Below are 19,470 nucleotides of genomic sequence, written 5' to 3'. Positions count from 1 at the left end.
TGGGCAATTCGTCACCCTTTGATTAGTAGGCCCGAATTAAAACACGCTTAAAATTTAGCTAAAACCCTATGTTTTTATATTAGCGCTGCATGAAGGCTTCGAAGGCTTTTCTTGCTTCATCGCTTTTCAACTGTGCGGTGAAGTGGCGCGCTTCTTCATCTATACGTGCAATAATCTCTTCGCGCCGTCCGCGGACCAGATCGCGGGCGATCCGCAGCGCGGAAGCGGGCTTGGCGGCGAGCTTGGCGGCGGTTGCCAGCGTCAGATGTTCGACCTCACCCGGAGCGCAGACCTTCCAGATCAGTCCGGCATCGCGCGCGTCGGCAGCCGAGAAATCCTCGCCTGCAGCCAGCATCGCGAAGGCGCGTTGATGGCCCATGATGCGGGGCGCAAGCAGGCTGGAGGCGGCTTCCGGAACCAGCGCCAGATCGACGAAGGGGGTACGGAACTGGCTGCGGAGGGAGGCGATTGTCAGGTCGCAATGCATGTGCATCGTCGTGCCGATGCCGATCGCCAGGCCATCGACGCCGGAGACCAGCGGCTTGCGGGAGTTGACCAGCGCATAGAGGAAATCGAGGAGCTCGTGGCCGAGACCGCCGCCCATGGCGGCGGCGAGGAAATCGGCGATGTCGTTGCCCGCAGAGAATGCGCCTTCGGTGCCGAGAAACGCGGTGGCGCGGATCGCCTCATCGGCATCGGCGGCCTTCAGCGCTTCCGTCATCTGCACGTACATGGCGCGGGTGATGGCGTTCTTCTTTTCCGGGCGGTTGAAGCGGATGATCTGGACGCCGGGATGCTCGGCGGATTGCTCGACGATGATGTGATCGGTCATGATATCCTCAGGCCAAGATGGCGCTGGCTGCGGCAAGGCTCGCGGCACCATTGACGGTGCGGTCCTTCAGGGCAGCGGTTTCGGAAAGCAGGTTTTCGGCGGCGAAGCGGCAGAGCGCGATGCGGCCCTCTTCGGCGCCGTCGCCGGTCTTGGCGAGACCGCCCTTGGCGAGGTAGCCGCTCATCAGCACCAGGCCGAACAGGCGCTGGTAGGGCGTGGCACCCGAGAGCGCTTCGGCGATCCTGCCATCGGCCTGCGCCTTCATCAGCCAATCCGTGGCTTCCGTCAGGTCGGCGATCGCGGCATCGAGCCGGGCGGCGGTTTCGCCGAAGGAAGAAAGGTTCGAGCCGCGCACGGCGTCGGCAATGGCAGAGAGCTCGGCGATGAAACCCTTCACATGCTCGCCGTTCGAGAGCGGCAGCTTGCGGGTGACGAGGTCGATCGCCTGGATGCCGTTGGTGCCCTCGTAGATCGGCGCGATGCGGGCGTCACGCAGGAAACGGGCGGCACCGGTTTCCTCGATGAAGCCCATGCCGCCATGGACCTGGATACCGAGCGAGGCGACATCGACGCCGGCGTCGGTAGCAAAGGACTTGGCAATCGGGGTCAGCAGAGCGGCGCGCTCCTGCCAGTGCCTGCTATCGCCGCTCCCGTGATGCGACATGTCGATGGCGTGGGCGCAGGAATAGGAAATGGCGCGCGCGCCCTGCGTCAGCGCCTTCATCGTCAGCAGCATCCTGATGACATCGGGATGCTCGATGATCGGGCTCATGCCGGAGCCGCTCCAGCCGGGCGCCTTGCCCTGGGTGCGTTCTTTCGCGAAGGCGATGGCCTTCTGGGTCGCCGCCTCGGCGATCGCCACGCCCTGCATGCCGACCGTCAGGCGGGCATTGTTCATCATCGTGAACATGCAGTTGAGGCCCTTGTTCTCCTCGCCGATCAGCCAGCCGATGGCGCCCTTCTCATCGCCGAACTTGGCGTCGCCATAGATCATCGTGCAGGTCGGCGAGCCGTGGATGCCCATCTTGTGTTCGAGCGAGTGGACGAAGACATCGTTGCGGGCGCCGAGCGAACCATCGGCGTTCACCAGGAATTTCGGGACGAGGAAAAGCGAGATGCCGCGCGTTCCGGCAGGCGCATCCGGCAGGCGGGCGAGGACGAGATGGATGATGTTGTCGGTGGCGTCGTGTTCGCCCCAGGTGATGAAGATCTTCTGGCCGAAGATGCGGTAGGTGCCGTCATCGCGGCGTTCGGCACGGCTCTTCAGCGCCCCGACGTCCGAACCGGCATGCGGCTCGGTGAGGTTCATGGTGCCGGTCCATTCGCCGGAGACCAGCTTCGGCAAATAGGCATTCTGCAATTCAGGCGAGCCATGGGCGCTGAGCGCCTCGACGGCGCCCATCGTCAGCGTCGGGCATAGCGCGAAGGCGGTGGCGCCGGAATTCCACATTTCGAGGGCCGCGACATTGAGCAGGACGGGCAGCCCCTGCCCGCCGAATTCTTCCGGCCCGGTCAGGCTGTTCCAGCCGCCGGCGATCCATTCCTGATACAGCTTCGCCCAGCCATCGGGGGTCTTCACCTCGCCATCGATCAGGCGGGAGCCCTGCCTGTCGCCGATCTCGGCAAGCGGGGCGACTTCTTCCGTTGCGAAACGGCCAGCTTCGTTGAGGATCGCATCGACGAGGTCTTCGCCGAGATCGCCGAAGATGCCGCTATCCAGCGCATCCTTCAGATCAGCGACATGCTTCAGGGTGAAAGCGATATCCTCGACGGGCGCCTTGTACATCTTGTCTCCTCGCATCTCGGCCCTGCCCGCGGCAAAGACCATCCTCCGCCGCCAGAGCTAATTGATTTTTACGTAAACGTCAATTTTGTTTTCCGATCTGCGCCATGATGTCCCGGCTCAAGTTTATTCGAGCCCTTGCACAAACTGGTGTCATGGAGAATCTCTAGAGCGGATTGCCAAAAAGAGAATGCCCGCATCGAAGAGGATCCCCCGCCGATGGATACATTGCCCGCCAATATTCCCGGCTTGATCTGGGCCTATCGATTTCCGGCAGGATCAAAGACGGCGATCCGGCTGGAAAACAGCGCGCAGGCGGCCGAGCTCACCGCGCAGGACGGTTTCTACTGGCTGCATCTCAATCTCGTCGATGCCCGCGTGCCGGCGCTGCTGGAGCAGCTTGCCGGGCTGAACGAGGATGCCCGGGCGGCGCTGACGACGCGCGATACGCATGCGGCGCTCACCGTCGACGAGCAGATGCTCTATGGAACGCTGGTCGACTGCCAGCGCGAATTCGATCAGGACACCGCCGATCTCGGCTGGCTGCATTTTGCGATTTCGGGCAAGTTCATCATCACCACGCGGCTGCAGCCGTTGCGCAGCGTCGATCGCGCGCGGATCATGATCGAGAAGAATCCGGCGAAGTTCGACCATCCGGCCGATATCTTCGAGCTCCTGGTCATCGAGTTCCAGCGCACGTTGATCTCCGTCGTCATGGACCTGACGGATGAGCTCAATCTGATCGAGGATTTCGTCTACGACAACACGCCGCGCGACGAGCGGCGGCGGCTGGCGCCGGTGCGCCGGACGATCGTACGTCTCCACCGGCATCTGAGAAACGTGCTGACGCTGATGCGCCGGGCCTCCGCTTCAGATGAGGACGAGATGCCCTTCGGCTTCGAGGATATCGCCGGGCGGCTGACGAGCCGGCTGGAAGCAGTCGATCACGACATCTACGCCCTGCAGGAGCGCGCCCGCCTGCTGCACGAAGAAATCGACTCGAAGCTCTCCTCGGAGACCAACCGGCATCTCTACATCCTGTCGATCATGACCGCCTTCCTGCTGCCGCCGACGCTGGTGACCGGCTTCTTCGGCATGAACACCGCCAACCTGCCCTTCGCGCAGGGCACCGGCGGCACGGAGTATGCGGTGGCGCTGATCCTCGCCTCGATCCTGTTTGCCTGGTGGCTCCTGAAGCGGGTCAACATTCTCTGACAGCAAAAAGCCCGGCATCTCTGCCGAGCTTTTGTCATTCCGATCGCTCGATATCAGTAGGGCGAGTAGCACTGCTGACGCGGGCCGCCATAGGGCTGGAAGGTGTTGTCGTAGACGCGATACGAACGGTAGCGATTTTCGCACCAGCGGACATGCGCGGCCGTCAGGCGCGGCGCATAGGCCGGCGGCGGGGCGTAATAGCGCGGCTGCGAAGCAATCGCACCACCGATGATCGCACCGGCGCCGAAGGCAGCCAGCGGATACCAATAGCCGTTATAGTGACGGTAGCCACGGCGGTAGTACGGATAGCCGCGATAACCGCCATACCAGCCCGGACGGCCGTAATAGCGGCGATACTGGACATCCTGAACGTTCGAAGCCTGCTCCTGCGGCGCGACCTGTGGCGCTGCCGGCAGCGGCATCGCTTCGGAGGGCAGGAAGCTCGTCAGGACAACGGCGGCGGACAGGACAGCGGCCGAAATCTTCTTACTGAGGCCAATCATCGTAGTTCTCCAATCCCAAGAGCAGAATTTGCCTGCCAGCAAACGCGCGAGGGTGGAAATTGTTCCAACTGGCGTTTTCTTCAAGCACGGGTTGAAGTTACGAAAGCGCCGATGAACCGGAGATTAACCGGGTCATCGGCGCTCGTCAGATCACGCGAATGTCAGGCGACGACGGAAAGCTTCGCCTGATCGCCCTGCAGGCGGTTGACCATGAAGTTGGTGTACCACTCGAGGAACTGCATGACGCCGCCCTCGTGGAGCATCGAGTAGGGACCGGGTTCATAGGCCGGCGAATGGATGCCGAAGGCATTCTCTTCGACGATGCGGCGGTCCTGGTCGTTGGTCTCGGTCCAGACATGCGTCAGCTCTTCGAGATCGTAGTCGACGCCTTCGACGGCATCCTTATGGACGATCCACTTGGTGGTGACGGCCGTCTCGTTGGCGCTGAGCGGGATGACGCGGAAGGAGATCGCGTGGTCGCCGAGCAGGTGGTTCCAGGTCGTCGGGTAGTGGAAGAGCAGCATGGTGCCGATCCGGTCGATCGTGACGTCTTCCGACAGCTTGCGCTTGACGGCCGGGCGGCCGGACATGGTGTAGCTCTCGGCATCCTCGATCAGCGGCATGCGGGCGGCGCGGAACTGGCCGTCCGGCGAGATCTGGAACTTGCTCGGCAGGCCGGCGGCCTCGCAGCGCGCCCAGTGGCCGGCGATCTCCGGATCATCGGCGCCGCCATCGGTGCCGGTGACGCTCGGGGCTTCCGGATAGGTGCGGCAGAGTTCCGGGTGGTTTGCGGCGCAGTGGTAGCACTCGCGATTGTTTTCCCAGACAAGCTTCCAGTTGCCCTTCTCGATGATCGTGCTCTGGAAGGCGATCTTACCTTCGGCCAGGCGATGCGGCAGCATGTAGGGAGCGACCATGTCGCGAACCGGCTGGAAGTCCGGCGCCTTGTCGGCGAGGCAGATGAAGATATAGCCGCCGAAGCTTTCGCAATGGACCGGCTTCAGGCCGAAGCCGCTCTTGTCGAAATCGTCGCCCATGTGGCGGGCGAAGGCGAGCTTGCCGTCGAGATCGTAGGCCCACTGGTGGTAGGGACAGACGAGACGGACGGACGAGCCGTGCTCCTTGGTGCAGACGCGCGAGCCGCGGTGGCGGCAGGAATTGTGGAAGGCGCGGATGACATTGTCGCGGCCGCGGACGATGACGACGGGATACTGGCCGATCTGCACCGTGAAATAGGCGCCCGCCTTCGGCAGTTCGCAATCGTGGCCCATGAAGAGCCAGTCGCGGTAGTAGATCATTTCCATATCGAGCTTGAAATAGTCCTCGTCGATATAGAAAGGCTGCTCAAGGCTGAAGCCTTCGCGCCGGTTTTTGAGCTGCCGCAAAACGTTGCTGCGAATGTCCATTTGCATATCCTCGTGCAATCGGCTCAGCCATCAAAGGCATGGCTTTCGGAAGCGTCTGGCTTCCCTCCCTCTCGGGAGCATTGGTCATGGGGGCATTTAAGCACCGGGCATCCCCGGGTCTTGGTTGTAAAGCGACATCGGCTTCGAAATTGACGACAGGATGACGCGTGGCTGCGAAAATCGAGGCCCTGACGGATTTTCCACTCTTTTCTTTCGATTGCGACATTGCGAAAGCCACGGCGCAGACCCGTGCTCCGCTTGCCTTCTCCCGACATTATCCCAAATACGACACCGGGGTACTGCAAGTTTTCAGGGGTTGGCGCGGCTCGCGGCCTTAAGAGCACATTAAGCATGAACTCCTATTCTTGGGCCAAGGGACAAACGCTTACGGAATACGCGCCATGGCGAAACTTCGCTATTTCGACGTCAGGGACGAGACCAAACCGGAGGAGCCGCCAGCGGCGCCGCATTCCGAATTTCTGCGCACCGGGAAGATCACCCGGGAGCGGGCACACTGGCTGGCGGAAGAGCGCCGCTATCTCTCGCATCAGGAAGTCGCCGAAAAGACCGGCCGCAAGCTGCAATCGGCAGGCACCCAGGCGCATCAGCAGATCAACGGCTTCCACCGGGCGATCCAGTTTCCGAAGATGGTGTTTCACCGCACGCTGGCCGACAGCCCGCATCTCGGCTACTGCCATGTGACGGCGTCGCGGACGAAATTCGCCCGCTACGAGGAGGTCAGCTGGGCCTTCTACATCGCCAATTTCTACGCCGATATCGGCGATAACGACAATTTCTTCCACAAGATCAACATGCAGTATTCGCGCATGTATTTCGCCGTGGCGATCAAGCCGGGCGAACATACCGCGGAGAAGATGACGATCGACCGCACGGTGCGCGGCAACGGTGTGCTGTTCCGGACCGACGATCCGCAGGTGGCAATCAAGAACGTGCTGCTGCTCGGCGCACGCAACGAGCAGCTGCGCGAGATCATTCGCCAGCTCTGATCGGGATCATTCGTCAACTCTGATCGCATTCGCCAGCTCTGATATTGATCGCAGGCGCTCAAGGGCCTATGGACTGCCTGACATCAAAGGCGGCCCATGGCACGGATCATCGACATTGCAGAACATAGAGAGGAAGCGCTGAGCGCTGCCTCGGCCGTTCTCGGCGATGGTCATCCTGTCGCAATCCCGACGGAAACGGTCTACGGCCTTGCGGCCGACGCGACCAACCCGGCTGCCATTGCCCGCATCTACGAGACCAAGGGACGGCCGCAGTTCAATCCGCTGATCTGCCATATGGCCGATCTTGCCATGGCCGAGCGTTACGCGGTGTTCGATCCGCTGTCGCGGGCGCTGGCCCAGGCCTTCTGGCCGGGCCCGCTGACGCTGGTGCTGCCGCTGAAGCCCGAAAGCGGGATCCATGCGCTGGCGACTGCCGGCCTCGATACTGTCGGCATCCGCATTCCCAAGGGTTTTGCCGGTGATCTCATCCGCGCCTTCGGAAGGCCGCTGGCAGCGCCGAGCGCCAATACCTCAGGCAAGATCAGCGCCACGAGCGCCGCGCATGTCGATGACGACCTCGGCGGCAAGATCCGGCTGATCCTCGATGCCGGCGCCAGCAAGGTCGGCGTCGAGTCGACGATCGTGAAGGTCGAGAATGGCCAACTGACGCTGCTTCGCCCGGGCGGTCTCGCCGCTGCCGAAATCGAGCGCGTCGCCGGCAAGCGGCTGCGCCGCCAGAAGAAGGCATCCGCCGCGATCGAGGCACCGGGCATGCTGGCCTCGCATTATGCGCCGGGCGCCGCCGTGCGCCTGGACGCCAGCACGATCGCTGCAGGCGAGGCGGCGATCCTGTTTGGACCGCGCGACATCGAAGGCATGGAGAAGGCAGCGATCCGGCTGAACCTCAGCCCGGCAGGCGACCTTGCCGAGGCCGCTGCCAATCTTTTCGACTATATGAAGAAGGCCGACGCCAGTGGCGCGGCGACGATCGCCTTTGCGCCGATCCCCGACGAGGGGCTGGGCGAAGCGATCAATGACCGGCTGAGGCGGGCCGCCGCCCCGCGCGAATGACCAACAAGGATCAGGGCCAATGAGTGCTGCCGTTTCTGCCGAACTGCTCGACCGCTTTACCGCCATTGTCGGCGAGAAACACGCGCTGGGCAGCGAAGCCGACCTGGCGCCCCACCTGATCGAGAACCGCGGCCTCTATCACGGCTCCTCCCCTCTCCTTCTGAAGCCCGGCAATGTCGAGGAAGTCTCGGCGATCATGAAGCTTGCGAGCGAGACCGGCACGGCCGTCGTGCCGCAGACCGGCAATACCGGGCTCGTCGGCGGGCAGACGCCGCGCGAGGGCAAATCCGATATCATCATTTCGCTCGAGCGGATGAACAGGATCCGCGACGTCGATCCGGTCGCCAATATTCTGGTTGCCGATGGCGGCGCAATCCTGGCCGACGTGCAGAAAGCGGCCGAAGCGCATGGCAGGCTTTTCCCGCTGTCGCTCGGCTCGGAAGGGTCCTGCCGCATCGGCGGCAACCTCTCCACCAATGCCGGCGGCACCGCCGTGCTTGCCTATGGCAACATGCGCCAGCTCTGCCTCGGCCTCGAAGTGGTGCTGCCGACCGGCGAAATCTGGGACGGCCTGCGCCGCCTGAAGAAGGACAATACGGGCTACGACCTGCGCGACCTCTTCATCGGCGCCGAGGGCACGCTCGGGATCATCACCGGCGCCGTGCTGAAGCTCTTTCCGCAGCCGCTCGGCAGGCAGGTGGCCTTTGCCGGACTTCAGAGCGTCGAGGATGCGCTCGCCTTCTTCAATCTGGCGGGCAGCCTCTGCGGGACATCGCTGACCGGCTTCGAGCTGATGCCGCGCTTCGGCGTCGAGATCACCAGCAAGCATATCGAGGGCGTGCGCGATCCGCTGGAGAGCCCGCATCCCTGGTATGTCTTGATCGACATCTCGACCTCGGATTCAGCCGAGACCGCCGAGCGGATGATGAATGCGCTCCTGGAGAAAGGCTTCGAGGAAGGGCTGGTGCAGGACGCCACCATCGCCGCCTCTGTTGCCCAGCAGCAGGCGCTGTGGCGCATGCGCGAGAGCATGTCGGACGCGCAGAAGCCGGAAGGCGGCTCGATCAAGCACGATGTCTCGGTGCCGGTGTCGAAAATCCCGCATTTCATGGCAGAGGCGAGCGAGGCGGTGCTGGCGGCGATGCCGGGCGCACGCATCTGCGCCTTCGGCCACATGGGCGACGGGAATATTCACTACAACATCTCGCAACCGGTCGGTGCCGACAAGGCGGCCTTTATCGGCCGCTGGCGCGAGATGAACAAGATCGTTCACGGTCTGGTGCGTGCCCATGGCGGCTCTATTTCGGCCGAGCATGGCATCGGTCAGCTGAAGCGCGACGAGCTCGCTTCGATCCGTTCCGATATCGAGATGGAGCTGATGCGCCGCATCAAGCACGCCTTCGACCCCGCCGGGATCATGAACCCTGGCAAGGTGATCAGCCTCGATTAGCCGAGGATGCCGGCCGCCTTGGTCGTTCCGCCGTTCGTCAGGATCTGAAGGGCCGGCGCCTGCGTCGTGCTGTTCTGGATGTCGTACATCGCCGTGAAGCGCTTGACGAGCTTGTCGACCTTCGTGGGATCGCCGAGTTCCTTGAGATCGATGAATTTCTGCAGCATCGACACTTGCTTGTCGACATCCATGCTGGACATCTGTGTCGGCAGGCTGAAGGCCGTCTGGACGACCTGGAACAGCGCCTTGTCGCCAAGGATCGTGTAGAGCGAGGTGATGTTGGGAGCCTGACGCGCAAAGTAGAGCGCCAGGCGGGTGCCGTCGTTGCTCTGACCCTGCTGGGTTTCCAGCTGCTGCGCGACATAGGCCGACTGGGTGCGGTCGAGCGCGCCCGCGTCCTGAACCGTGCCGAGCTTCGACCGGGTCATGTTGCCGTCCTTGTCGAAGTTGAAGTCGGCGACGATGTCCTTGAACTTGCTGTCGGCCTTGGTGTTCAGATAGCTCTTCTTGTCCTCGGGGTCCGAGGTGAAGATCTTCTTCAGCGTATCCTTGTCGTAGTCCTTCGGATCGAGGCCGACGGACTTCAGGATGAAATCGGTGAGCTTGCTGTTGCCGAGGAAGTCGTCGAGCGACTTCACATCGGCCATGCCCTTGGCGAAGTTGTCGACATCCGTCGTTGCGTCCTTGGATGCCTTGTCCTTGAGCGGACCGTCGGCCATGTACATGGTCGCATGCGACTTGTAGTTCGTGGCGTACTTGGCCATCGAAGCGTCCGACAGCGGCGCCAGAGACGGGCCGATCTTGCCGTCAGCGCCGAAGTTGAAGGCTCGGGCGAAATTGGTGATGCGATCGTCCTTCAGCGAGGCGACATAGCCCTTCGGATCGTAGGCATCGCTTGTCAGCACCTTGCGGGCCATCGACTTCGGAAGGTCGGCTTCCGTCAGGCCGTAGGCCTGCAGCGCGACATGGTAGAGGTCCGGCAGGTCATCGTTCTTCTTGTCGAAGTCGATCTGCTTGTTGTCGCGCAGGAAGTCGTTGATATCCTTGATATCCGAGAATGTGCCGGTGCCGACGCTCGAGGTGATCAACTTCTTATAGTTGGAGGTGATATCGTCGATGAAGTCCTTCGCCTCATCGTCGTAACGCGCCATATACTGCTTCGAGACCTGCGCGGTATTGGCTGTGCTCTGGGCGCCATCGGGCGACGTGACCGTTCCATCCGCATTGAAATTGAAGGCATCGTGAAGATCCTTCAGGCCAAGCTGCGTCGCGAGACCGCCATTGACGAGCACCTGGCGCAAGCCGGTGTTATCGAGACCATCGACGAGACCGCTGCCGTAACCATGCTTTCCAAGGCTGTAGGCGGCCTTGATATAAGAGGTCAGGCGGTCATCGGCCATCAGCTGGTCGACGCTGGTAATCGTCTTGATGGTCTTTTCGAAATAGGCCTTGTTGAAATCGGCCGCCGCCGGCGTGACGTAATAGACGTCGTCGGGCTCGCCCGGCACGTCGTCATAGTCGACCACCTTCTGCAGCGAATTCAGCGTGTATTTCTCGACGATGCCGTTCTTCTGGTCGGTCGTCTGGGCCGAGCCCACCATCGAGCCATCGGCGTTGAAATTGAAATCCGACGGGGCATCCGGGGCGCCGACGGACGCCGCGAAGGTAGGGTCGGTCAGCATCTTCGTGACGTCGTCATCCGACATGGTCAGCGGCACGCCGAAGGCGATCTTGACGTAGGACGACAGCGCGGGATCGGCGACGATATCGTCGGCGCCGGTGACGGTTTCCATGATCCGCTTGTAATAGGCCGTCGACTGGTCGAAGCGCGCGGTCGTGGCGGCGGTCTGGTCCGCGGTCTGCGCGCTGCCGCTGACACTGCCGTCGGCATTGAAGCCGAAGGCGGAGTTCAGCGTCTTGTAGCCACTCGAGGCTGCCGTCGCCGGATCGGTCAGGTAGGTCTTGAGGTCGGCGTCGGAAACGGTGTTGCTGACATTATAGACGACGCGGACGAAGTTGTTCAGCTTCTGGTCGGACAGAAGGTCGTCGACATTGGCGACGGTGCCGATCGTCGAAGCGAAATAGTCCTTGCCGTTGGCATTGGCGCGATCGACGAGATCGGCCTGCTGCGCCGCGCTCTGCGGCGGCTGCGGCGGCGTGCCGCCGGTCGTGCCATCGGCGGCAAAATTGAAATACTTGGCCATATCCTGATACTTGGCATTGGCCTGCGTATTCACGAAGCTGTTGGGATCGTTGACGTCGCTGGTCAGAACGCTCTTCAGGAAGCTGCTCGACACATAGGTGCCGTCGATGCCGAAGGTCGTCAGCACGAAGGCTTTGAGGCGCGGATCGGCGACGAGGTCGGTGACATTGTCGACATCGCGCATCGCGGACTTGAAATAGTTGGATTCCGCGGCCGTATCCTGCCCGCTATCCTCGTAGGACGACGTGTAGAGGCCGATCGTGTCGTCCTCCTGCGCCGATGTCTGAGCCTGCGGGGCCGGCGTGTGAAAATTATAGGCGGCGGCGAATGTCTTGTAGCGGGAATCGGCGAGCTTGTTGGCAAAGCTGTTCGGATCGGTCAGATCGCTTTCCAGCACCTTCTTCATGAAGGCCTTGGCATAGGTCATGTCGCTGAGGCCATAGGCCGTCATCGCATAGCTATAGAGCTTATAGTTGCCGAGAAAATCGTCTACATCTTTGACTTTGTTGATATTTTCCGCGTAATAGTCGGCGTTCTGCTTGACGGTCGCCTGGGACGAGACGCGATCGAGGCTCGTCTTCATGTCTTTCGACAACATCGCGTAAGCAACAGAAGATGAAATCATCCGGGCGACCCTTTGCGGGAAAATATCTAAAAGAATAACAGGATATCCTGTGCCGATTTTGCCACTTAAAGCTTACCCGAGGCTTACCGCTGCGGGTACCGGAATGGCACATGTGCTTGTGAGACAACGTTCATATTCCAGAAACCCTGCCACATTCGATTTTGATAACCATCAGGAAAGGCAGCGTTTTCTTAACCGCAAATTTTAAGCGGTCCGGAAGAGCCGGCGCCTATTGTCGAGCCATAGAGGGCGAAAAGCCCCGAGGAGAAGACCGGAAACCGGCTCTCAGGTAAGACAAGGGTAGAAATGAACATGAACAACACCGTTATGAAGCCCGCATGGGCCGGTACGACTCTGCGCCTCGATCCGTCGCGCTTCCCCCAGCAGGTAAGCTACGCGATCCATGACGCCGCTGGCGACGTCAGCATAACGATCGACGAACGTGGCGCGATCCTGCGCAAGGTTCTCCCCTCCAGCGGCCTGCCGCTTTCTATCGCCCTGCCGAAGCGCGCCTTCAAGGGCGTTGCAGCCCGGGCGATCGACCATGGCAATGGCGAAGTCACCGTCACTCTCGAGCTTCATCACGAAGATCCCGATCTCTGCGTTCCGCTGCTCGTCGCCCATGATCTCGGCGACATCGCCGCCGACTGGCGCGGCTGGTCGGAAGCCTTCCGCATTCCGATGCTGATGGTGGAAGCCGATGGCGTTGCCCGCCCGCTCGAAGAACATCTCGGCGAATTGCGCACCAGCCACATGAAGCCGCGCCGCCGCCACTCCTATTTCGCCAACCGCCGCCCGCGCTTCCTGGTGCGTCGCACCACCGGCAAGCTTGGCGTTTCGATGAAGATCGAAGGCAAGGAAATCATCGCCCGCAACTGAGCCAACAACTGGGATTGTGGCGAGATGCGTCAAACTGAAACCCGGCCTTGCGCCGGGTTTTTTCGTTTCTGTCAGGGAAGTGTGACGAGCAGCGAGACGAACAGGCCGGCAAAGATGATCAGGCCGACGCGGTTGTTCGACTTGAAGAGGTAAAGGCACTGGTCGCCATCGTTGATATCGAGCTTGACGATCTGCCAGGCAAACATGCCGGCTGCAATCAGCAGGCCGAGATAGGCGAGCGGGCCGACGCCCGCGAGCACGAAGGCGAGCAGCATCAGGGCGAGCGTCAGGCCATAGAGCCCGATCAGCCATTGCCGGGTGCGGTCCCCGAAGAGACGCGCGGTGGAGCGGACGCCGATCAGTTCGTCGTCCTCCTTGTCCTGATGCGCGTAGATCGTGTCATAGCCGATCGTCCAGACGACGGAGGCGACATAGAGCGAGACGGCAGCAAGTGAGAGCGTGCCGAAGGTCCCGGCCCAGCCCATCAGCGCGCCCCAGGAGAAGGCAAGGCCGAGGAAGAATTGCGGCCAGTCGGTGAAGCGCTTGGCGAAGGGATAGAGCGCTACGATGCTGAGCGACAGGATGCCCAATATCACGGCGAACCAGTTGAATTGCAGAAGCACGGCGAGGCCGACGAGCGCCTGCAGGACGATGAAGATCTTCGTCTGCGTGCGGGTGACGCGGCCGGAGGGCAGCGGGCGCGAGCGGGTACGCGCCACTTCCATATCGATCTTGTGATCGACGAGATCGTTATACGCGCAGCCGGCGCCGCGCATGGCGACGGATCCGAGAAAATAGAGGATCAGATGATAGATCGTCTGCCCGCCGGAAAAGCTGCCCGCGGCCGCCGCGGCATTGGCCGCCAGCGCCACCGACCAGAAGCACGGCCACATCAGAAGCTGCCAGCCGATCGGCCGGTCCCAGCGCGCCAGCTGCGCATAGGGCCAGAGCCAGGGTGGCAGGATCCGGTAAACCCAATTGTCCGAAGGCGCGTCGGCGACTCGCCCGTTCAGTCCGTCGATCTTTTGCATGGAGTCATGTAGCGACGCGGAATGCGGCGGGTCAAGCGGGCATGGTGGCGCGGGTGATCCGGTCGGCGGGAAAGCGCGAGCCTCGAACGCAGCCTCCCGCCTCAGGCGGAAGCGAGCCGCGCCTTCAGCTGATCCTTCACCTGCGGCCATTCCGTATCGATGATGCTGAAGCGCACCGAGTTGCGCTTGCGTCCATCAGGCATGATGCGCTCGTTGCGGATGATGCCTTCCTCGACCGCGCCGATCCTGACGATCGCCCGGCGCGATCGCTCGTTCAATTCATCGGTGGTGAATTGGACCCGGATGCAGTCCAGCACTTCGAACGCATATTCCAGCATCAGGAACTTCGCCTCGGTATTGACGAAGCTGCGCTGCCATGAGGCGCCGATCCAGGTATGCCCGATCTCAACATTGCGGTTGACGCGGTCGAGCTTCCAGAAGCGCGTGCTGCCGACGACCTGATCCCCGGCAACCGTCACGAAAGGAATGATCGTCCCGGCTTCACGGCCGGCGATCGCGGTTTCGATATAGGTGTCGATTGTCTCGGCGCTCGGGACGGCGGTTACCTTCAGGTCCCAGAGATTGCCGTCAGCGGCTGCGGCCAGGAGCACGGCCCTATGCTGCTTCTCCAACGGAACAAGCGTCAGGCGCTCACCACGCAAGGTCGGCTTCATCGCTGATCGGGGATCGAATGTCATATGGTTCGGGCCTGGACTAGGCCGGCTGGAGGCCCGGCAGCAGGGTTTCGAGCTCGGTGATGTCGTTGAGGCAGTAGTCGGATGCGGCGGAGAGGGATTCGCGGGAGCCGGTGCCTGTCAGCACCGCGACCTTGAGGCCGGCATTGGCGTTGTGGCCCATATGCAGGTCGTGATTGTTGTCACCGACGACGGCAATTTCGGCGGGGGCCAGGCCCGTGGCCTTGCAGAAGCCGAGCACCATTCCGGCTTCCGGCTTGCTGCCGAAGCCGCTGTCGTAGCCGGCGATGTAATCGACATACTGGGCGAAGCCGAAGCGCTGGGCGGTCTGGCGGATCGAGCGTTCGTTGTCGCTGGAGGCGATGCCGAGCTTGAAGCCGCGGGCGTGGAGGCGGGCGAAGAAGCCGGCGAGATCTGTGACCGGTACCGAAAACTCGGCGGCATTGGAAAACAGCGTGTCGAGCTTGATGGTGAGCTCGGTGACCTCGACCCTCGAGCCGGCAGCGACGAGGCCCGCGGCGATCTGGCGGGTGTTGCCGGCGGCGAGCAGGCTGTCGGGGACGATATGGCCGCTGACGGGATCCATGCCGGTTTCGCGCAGCAGGTGATCGGCGAGCGCGGCATCGTCCTGCGAGGCGATGCGGGCAAGCTCGCGGTTCACCGGCAGCCAGCTCTCGTCGTAATCGAGGAGCGTGCCGTCCTTGTCGAAGAGAATGCCCCTGATACCGTCGAGTGCCATCGTATCCCTCAGCCTTGTATCCCTCAGCCTTGCGCCGATTTCGGCAGCAGCCTTGCCTTCACCGTCAGCGGATTGATGTAGGGCTCGAGCGCCTTCACCGTTGCCGTCAGTGCTCCGCGCATTTCTTGCACGGCCGCGATGCCGGCCTCGATCATATTGCGGCGCGCTTCGTCGTTGATGAGCAGATAATGCACGCCCTTGGCCAGCATCTCGGTATCGCGCACCATGCGGGCGCTGCCGCGGCGGGCGAGCTTCTGGTAGGCCTCGCGGAAATTCTGGACATTGCTGCCGGAGAGAACCGCGCAGCCGAGCATGGCCGGCTCCAGCGGGTTCTGGCCGCCTTCGGCATAGAGCGAGCGGCCGACGAAGACGACTTCGGTGAGGCGGAGATAGAGACCCATCTCGCCGATCGTATCGCCGAGGAAGATATCGACATCGGGCGAGATAACGTCGTTGCGGGTGCGGCGCGCGACCTTCAGGCCCTGGGCAACCAGCATCTGCTCGATCTCGTCGGAGCGCTCGGGATGGCGCGGCACGATGATCGTCAGCTGGTTGTTGCGGTCCTTCAGCGTGCGGTGGACGACGGCTGCGGCATTTTCCTCGCCATCGAAGGTGGAGACGGCGGCCCAGGTCTTGCGATCGCCGATCTGCTGCTTGTAGCGGGCAAAGAGATTGGCGTCATAGGGCGGCGCGTCGGTATCGACCTTCAGGTTGCCCGAGGTCATCACATGCCGGGCGCCGAGATCGCGGAAGCGTTCGGAATCGACATCGGACTGGGCAATGACCAGCGCCAGGTTCTCGAACAGCGCCTCGGCAATCGACGGGCGGCGCTGCCAGCGAGCGAAGGAGCGGTCCGACATGCGGGCATTGACGAGGATCTGCGGAATGCGGCGGCGGCCGAGCTCCATCATCGTCGCCGGCCAGATTTCGGACTCGGCGATGATGGCGCAATCGGGCTGCCAGTATTCCAGGAAACGGCTGACGGCCGGCTTCAGGTCGAGCGGCACATATTGGTGGATCGCATCACCGCCGAGACGATCGGCGGCGACCTTCGCCGAGGTGATCGTTCCCGTCGTCAGGATGACGTGGATATCGCGGCGGCGGATTTCGCGGATCAGCGGGATGACGGCATTGGTTTCGCCTACGCTTGCGGCATGGAACCAGACGAGCGGGCCCTGGGGCCGGTTGGCGCTCGCATAGCCGAAACGTTCCGTCCGGCGCGCGCGCTCTTCCTTGCCCTTGGCGGTGCGGTAGGCGAGATAGGCGCCGACCAAAGGCGTCGCCACGACACCCGCGGTCCTGTAGACGCCCAGCGCGAAACGCGCTCCCGGCGAACTCATGTAAAATGCCTCCGATCAGCAATGATCGACATCAAACCCATTCCCCAATTATTGTTGCGGCCGCAATGGCCGATTAATTTGTTCAGAATGCGTCATTCGACGGCAGCGGGCGCAATACGCGGGCATGAAACGGCGCCGCCGCGAGGGCGGCTACCATGCTGAAAAGCCTATAAAATCAGTTGCTGCCGGCCTTATCCTGCGGATCGAGCAGGCGGTGCATGTGGACGATGAAGTAACGCATATGTGCGTTATCAACGGTCGACTGTGCCTTGGCCTTCCACGCGGTCAGCGCGGATGCGTAATCCGGGAAAATGCCAACGATATCGAGATCCTTGAGATCGCGGAACTGAACGTCCGTCAGGCTTTCCAATTCGCCGCCAAAAACGAGGTGCAGGAGCTGCTTCTTACCGCCGGATTCCGTCATTTTCTTCTCTTTCTTTTCTGGTCTCCTCCGCGCTTTCATCTGCGGGATTTTGACGAAAACGTCAACTGCTTCGTATCGAAGCCAGTCCTTCCAGAAACTCTGCCATGCGGGGTGCCGCCGCGCCGCACAGTGCCCCATGGCTGACCTCGGCGCGATTGTAGCGCACGGGCACGCCGTCGAGGCCGGTGAGCTCGCCGCCGGCGCGCGCGAGGATGAGGTCGGCGGCGGCGAGATCCCAGTCATGCGAGGTCGGCTTGACGAAGGTGCCTTCTAGGCGGCCATCGGCGACCATGGCGATACGATAGGCGAGCGAGGGCACATGCCGGACGCGCTCGATGCGGCTGCGGAAGGGCGCCGGGAAGGCCTTCAGCAGATCCTCGCCGACGGCAAAACGGCTGACCGTTTCCGGTCCGCGCGCGGAGACCGAGATCGGCTCGCCATTCTTCAGCGCCGGGCCGCCTTCGACGGCTTCGAACAGTTCGTTGAGCGCCGGAGCGTAGAGGACACCGGCGACCGGGCGGCCGCGATGAACGACGGCGACGCTGACGCACCAGAGAGCCTGGCCGCCGAGGAAGGCGCGGGTGCCGTCGATCGGATCGATGATGAAGACGGTTTCGCTGGCAAGGCGCGCGGCGCTGTCCTCGGTCTCTTCCGAGAGCCAGCCGTAAGTTGGGCGGGCGGCGCGCAGGATCTTCTCAAGGGTCTCATTGGCAGCGAAATCGGCGGCGCTGACCGGCGAGCGGCCCTCGTTCTTCCACCAGACCTCGGGCGACTGATTGAAATAGCCGAGCGCCACTTCACCCGCCTGCTTTGCGGCATCGGCGATCAGCGTGAGATCGCTCTGCCAGCGGGCGTTTACGGCGTCAGTCATCTGTCTTCCAATCTTCAGCGCCCGGCGAGCGTCATGCCCTCGATGGCGAGCGTCGGGGCTGCGACGCCATATTTGCGATCGATATCGTTTGCGGGGGTGACGCGCATGAACATCTCCTTGAGGTTCGATGCAATCGTCACCTCGGAGACCGCAAAGGTCAGCTCGCCATTCTCGATCCAGAAGCCGGTGGCGCCGCGGCTGTATTCGCCGGTGATCATGTTGACGCCCTGGCCGATCAGCTCGGTCACGTAGAAGCCGTTGCCGACGCTGCGGATCAGATCCTCGGGCGAGATATCGCCGGGTTCGAGCGCCAGGTTGGTGGAAGCCGGCGTCACCGAATTGCCGCCGCGCACGCCGCGGCCGTTGGTTTCCATGCCGATCTCGCGGCCGGTCGACGTCGACAGGAACCAGTGGTTCAGCACGCCGTTCTCGATCATCACCAGCTTTTCGCCCGAGATCCCCTCGCCGTCGAAGGGGCGCGAGGCCGGGCCACGGACGATCAGCGGATCGTCGGTGATCGACAGGCCGGATTTGAGGACCTGCTGGCCCATCTTGTCGCGCAGGAAGCTGGTCTTGCGGGCAACCGAGGCGCCGTTGATGGCACCGGCGATATGGCCGACGAAGCCGCGGGCAATGCGCGGGTCGAAGATGACGGTGACGTCCTTGCCTGTCGGCACCTGGCGCGGGTTGACGCGCTTGACGGTGCGCTCACCGGCGCGGCGGCCGATCTCTTCGGGGGCGTCGAGCTCGTTGTAGTAAATGCGGCTGTCGAAATCGTAGTCGCGCTCCATGCCGGTGCCTTCACCGGCGATGACGCTGACCGAGCGGCCGAAGCGCGAGCCCATATAGCTGCCTTCGAAGCCATGCGAGGTGACGAGCACCATGCCGCCCATGCCGCCGGAGGCACCGCCGCCGGAGGAATTGCTGACGCCCTTGACGGCGAGTGCGGCCGCTTCCGTCGCCAGCGCCGCTTCGCGCAGCATGTCCGAGGTCACTTCGGTACGGTCGAGCAGCTGCAGATCGGGATAGGACTTGGCGAGGTTCTTCTCGTCGGCCAGGCAGGCGAAGGGGTCTTCGGGCGATACCTTGGCCATGGCGACGGCCCGCTCGGCGAGCGCCGTCAGGTCGAAACCGGGATTGGCGGAAACGCTGGCAACCTTCTTGCCGACGAAGACGCGCAGCGAGAAGTCGTCGCTCTCGGAAGACTCCATGCCCTCCACCTTGCCGAGCCGGACGCTGACGGATTGCGACCGCGAGCGGACGACCACCGCGTCTGCGGCATCGGCACCGGCTTTCTTGGCAAGATCGATCAGCTGGCTGGCACGGGAAAGAAGTGTCGAGGAATCAATTTCTGAGGACATGATTTGGCCTTTCCTTCCGGTTCCATTTATTGTGC

The 19,470-nt window shown here is 62.5% G+C and carries 17 protein-coding genes; 5 read left to right on the top strand and 12 right to left on the bottom strand.

Translation table 11 applies throughout. From position 1 onward, the window contains the following. Window positions 1-79 precede the first annotated feature (79 nt). Both ACEN84_RS12985 and ACEN84_RS12980 read right to left on the bottom strand, forming a co-directional pair. Entirely contained in the window at window positions 80-832 is a 753-nt protein-coding gene (locus tag ACEN84_RS12985; protein ID WP_413711074.1) for a crotonase/enoyl-CoA hydratase family protein, read from the bottom strand. Between the two features lie 7 nt (window positions 833-839). After that, window positions 840-2,618: an acyl-CoA dehydrogenase gene (locus ACEN84_RS12980; protein ID WP_413711073.1), complete on the bottom strand. Its 1,779-nt coding sequence runs from the start codon at window positions 2,616-2,618 to the stop codon at window positions 840-842. A 216-nt stretch (window positions 2,619-2,834) separates the two neighbouring features. On the opposite strand from ACEN84_RS12980, the gene ACEN84_RS12975 reads away from it, so the two are divergent. Beyond that, complete coding sequence (locus tag ACEN84_RS12975; protein WP_112712981.1) at window positions 2,835-3,830, top strand: transporter; 996 nt, start codon at window positions 2,835-2,837, stop codon at window positions 3,828-3,830. A gap of 53 nt (window positions 3,831-3,883) precedes the next feature. On the opposite strand, the gene ACEN84_RS12970 is transcribed toward ACEN84_RS12975, so the two are convergent. Continuing rightward, complete coding sequence (locus ACEN84_RS12970; protein WP_112712983.1) at window positions 3,884-4,333, bottom strand: BA14K family protein; 450 nt, start codon at window positions 4,331-4,333, stop codon at window positions 3,884-3,886. A 161-nt stretch (window positions 4,334-4,494) separates the two neighbouring features. Continuing rightward, window positions 4,495-5,739: an aromatic ring-hydroxylating oxygenase subunit alpha gene (locus ACEN84_RS12965; RefSeq protein ID WP_203429493.1), complete on the bottom strand. Its 1,245-nt coding sequence runs from the start codon at window positions 5,737-5,739 to the stop codon at window positions 4,495-4,497. 401 nt (window positions 5,740-6,140) lie between these two features. Between ACEN84_RS12965 and ACEN84_RS12960 the strand changes: the two genes are divergently transcribed. From ACEN84_RS12960 to ACEN84_RS12950, 3 genes are all read left to right on the top strand, one after another. After that, window positions 6,141-6,746: a DUF6656 family protein gene (locus ACEN84_RS12960; protein ID WP_112712987.1), complete on the top strand. Its 606-nt coding sequence runs from the start codon at window positions 6,141-6,143 to the stop codon at window positions 6,744-6,746. A gap of 96 nt (window positions 6,747-6,842) precedes the next feature. Continuing rightward, window positions 6,843-7,817, top strand: a complete 975-nt coding sequence (locus ACEN84_RS12955; protein ID WP_413711072.1) for an L-threonylcarbamoyladenylate synthase — start codon at window positions 6,843-6,845, stop codon at window positions 7,815-7,817. Between the two features lie 19 nt (window positions 7,818-7,836). Beyond that, on the top strand, window positions 7,837-9,267 hold the full coding sequence (locus ACEN84_RS12950) for an FAD-binding oxidoreductase (RefSeq protein ID WP_413711071.1): 1,431 nt from the start codon (window positions 7,837-7,839) through the stop codon (window positions 9,265-9,267). Here ACEN84_RS12950 and ACEN84_RS12945 read toward each other — a convergent pair. Next, window positions 9,264-12,095 (bottom strand): DUF1217 domain-containing protein, encoded by a 2,832-nt coding sequence (locus ACEN84_RS12945; protein WP_413711070.1) that lies wholly within the window; start codon window positions 12,093-12,095, stop codon window positions 9,264-9,266. The genes ACEN84_RS12950 and ACEN84_RS12945 overlap by 4 nt on opposite strands. Before the next feature lie 312 nt (window positions 12,096-12,407). On the opposite strand from ACEN84_RS12945, the gene ACEN84_RS12940 reads away from it, so the two are divergent. Next, window positions 12,408-12,974 (top strand): DUF6101 family protein, encoded by a 567-nt coding sequence (locus ACEN84_RS12940; protein WP_112714342.1) that lies wholly within the window; start codon window positions 12,408-12,410, stop codon window positions 12,972-12,974. A gap of 71 nt (window positions 12,975-13,045) precedes the next feature. Here the strand turns inward: ACEN84_RS12940 and ubiA are convergent, their stop codons facing one another. From ubiA to ACEN84_RS12905, 7 genes are all read right to left on the bottom strand, one after another. Beyond that, window positions 13,046-14,005, bottom strand: coding sequence for a 4-hydroxybenzoate octaprenyltransferase (ubiA, locus tag ACEN84_RS12935; protein WP_413711069.1), 960 nt, complete (start codon window positions 14,003-14,005; stop codon window positions 13,046-13,048). A gap of 101 nt (window positions 14,006-14,106) precedes the next feature. Further along, complete coding sequence (locus ACEN84_RS12930; RefSeq protein WP_413711068.1) at window positions 14,107-14,703, bottom strand: GNAT family N-acetyltransferase; 597 nt, start codon at window positions 14,701-14,703, stop codon at window positions 14,107-14,109. Between the two features lie 16 nt (window positions 14,704-14,719). Next, a complete protein-coding gene (locus ACEN84_RS12925; RefSeq protein ID WP_413711067.1) occupies window positions 14,720-15,439 on the bottom strand; it encodes an HAD family hydrolase in 720 nt (239 codons plus the stop codon). A 23-nt stretch (window positions 15,440-15,462) separates the two neighbouring features. Continuing rightward, entirely contained in the window at window positions 15,463-16,779 is a 1,317-nt protein-coding gene (gene waaA / locus ACEN84_RS12920) for a lipid IV(A) 3-deoxy-D-manno-octulosonic acid transferase (protein WP_413711066.1), read from the bottom strand. Between the two features lie 175 nt (window positions 16,780-16,954). Then, entirely contained in the window at window positions 16,955-17,203 is a 249-nt protein-coding gene (locus tag ACEN84_RS12915; RefSeq protein WP_112713001.1) for a DUF4170 domain-containing protein, read from the bottom strand. Window positions 17,204-17,264: 61 nt separating this feature from the next. Continuing rightward, on the bottom strand, window positions 17,265-18,074 hold the full coding sequence (locus ACEN84_RS12910; RefSeq protein ID WP_413711065.1) for a 3'(2'),5'-bisphosphate nucleotidase CysQ: 810 nt from the start codon (window positions 18,072-18,074) through the stop codon (window positions 17,265-17,267). A 14-nt stretch (window positions 18,075-18,088) separates the two neighbouring features. Continuing rightward, window positions 18,089-19,435 carry a TldD/PmbA family protein gene (locus tag ACEN84_RS12905; protein WP_413711064.1) on the bottom strand — a complete coding sequence of 449 codons (1,347 nt, stop codon included), beginning with the start codon at window positions 19,433-19,435 and terminating at the stop codon, window positions 18,089-18,091. Between the last annotated feature and the right edge of the window lie 35 nt (window positions 19,436-19,470).

This window comes from Rhizobium sp. Rhizsp82 (assembly GCF_047325115.1).
Lineage (GTDB): Bacteria > Pseudomonadota > Alphaproteobacteria > Rhizobiales > Rhizobiaceae > Rhizobium.
Note: the sequence above shows the minus strand (reverse complement) of the source record. Positions and strands in the feature narration are given on the sequence as shown.

Excerpts from the sequence above, each read along its gene's own strand:
- ACEN84_RS12985 (WP_413711074.1), bottom strand. The coding sequence starts at position 832 with ATGACCGATCACATCATCGTCGAGCAATCCGCCGAGCATCCCGGCGTC.
- ACEN84_RS12980 (WP_413711073.1), bottom strand. The coding sequence starts at position 2,618 with ATGTACAAGGCGCCCGTCGAGGATATCGCTTTCACCCTGAAGCATGTC.
- ACEN84_RS12975 (WP_112712981.1), top strand. The coding sequence starts at position 2,835 with ATGGATACATTGCCCGCCAATATTCCCGGCTTGATCTGGGCCTATCGA.
- ACEN84_RS12970 (WP_112712983.1), bottom strand. The coding sequence starts at position 4,333 with ATGATTGGCCTCAGTAAGAAGATTTCGGCCGCTGTCCTGTCCGCCGCC.
- ACEN84_RS12965 (WP_203429493.1), bottom strand. The coding sequence starts at position 5,739 with ATGGACATTCGCAGCAACGTTTTGCGGCAGCTCAAAAACCGGCGCGAA.
- ACEN84_RS12960 (WP_112712987.1), top strand. The coding sequence starts at position 6,141 with ATGGCGAAACTTCGCTATTTCGACGTCAGGGACGAGACCAAACCGGAG.
- ACEN84_RS12955 (WP_413711072.1), top strand. The coding sequence starts at position 6,843 with ATGGCACGGATCATCGACATTGCAGAACATAGAGAGGAAGCGCTGAGC.
- ACEN84_RS12950 (WP_413711071.1), top strand. The coding sequence starts at position 7,837 with ATGAGTGCTGCCGTTTCTGCCGAACTGCTCGACCGCTTTACCGCCATT.
- ACEN84_RS12945 (WP_413711070.1), bottom strand. The coding sequence starts at position 12,095 with ATGATTTCATCTTCTGTTGCTTACGCGATGTTGTCGAAAGACATGAAG.
- ACEN84_RS12940 (WP_112714342.1), top strand. The coding sequence starts at position 12,408 with ATGAACAACACCGTTATGAAGCCCGCATGGGCCGGTACGACTCTGCGC.
- ubiA (WP_413711069.1), bottom strand. The coding sequence starts at position 14,005 with ATGCAAAAGATCGACGGACTGAACGGGCGAGTCGCCGACGCGCCTTCG.
- ACEN84_RS12930 (WP_413711068.1), bottom strand. The coding sequence starts at position 14,703 with ATGACATTCGATCCCCGATCAGCGATGAAGCCGACCTTGCGTGGTGAG.
- ACEN84_RS12925 (WP_413711067.1), bottom strand. The coding sequence starts at position 15,439 with ATGGCACTCGACGGTATCAGGGGCATTCTCTTCGACAAGGACGGCACG.
- waaA (WP_413711066.1), bottom strand. The coding sequence starts at position 16,779 with ATGAGTTCGCCGGGAGCGCGTTTCGCGCTGGGCGTCTACAGGACCGCG.
- ACEN84_RS12915 (WP_112713001.1), bottom strand. The coding sequence starts at position 17,203 with ATGACGGAATCCGGCGGTAAGAAGCAGCTCCTGCACCTCGTTTTTGGC.
- ACEN84_RS12910 (WP_413711065.1), bottom strand. The coding sequence starts at position 18,074 with ATGACTGACGCCGTAAACGCCCGCTGGCAGAGCGATCTCACGCTGATC.
- ACEN84_RS12905 (WP_413711064.1), bottom strand. The coding sequence starts at position 19,435 with ATGTCCTCAGAAATTGATTCCTCGACACTTCTTTCCCGTGCCAGCCAG.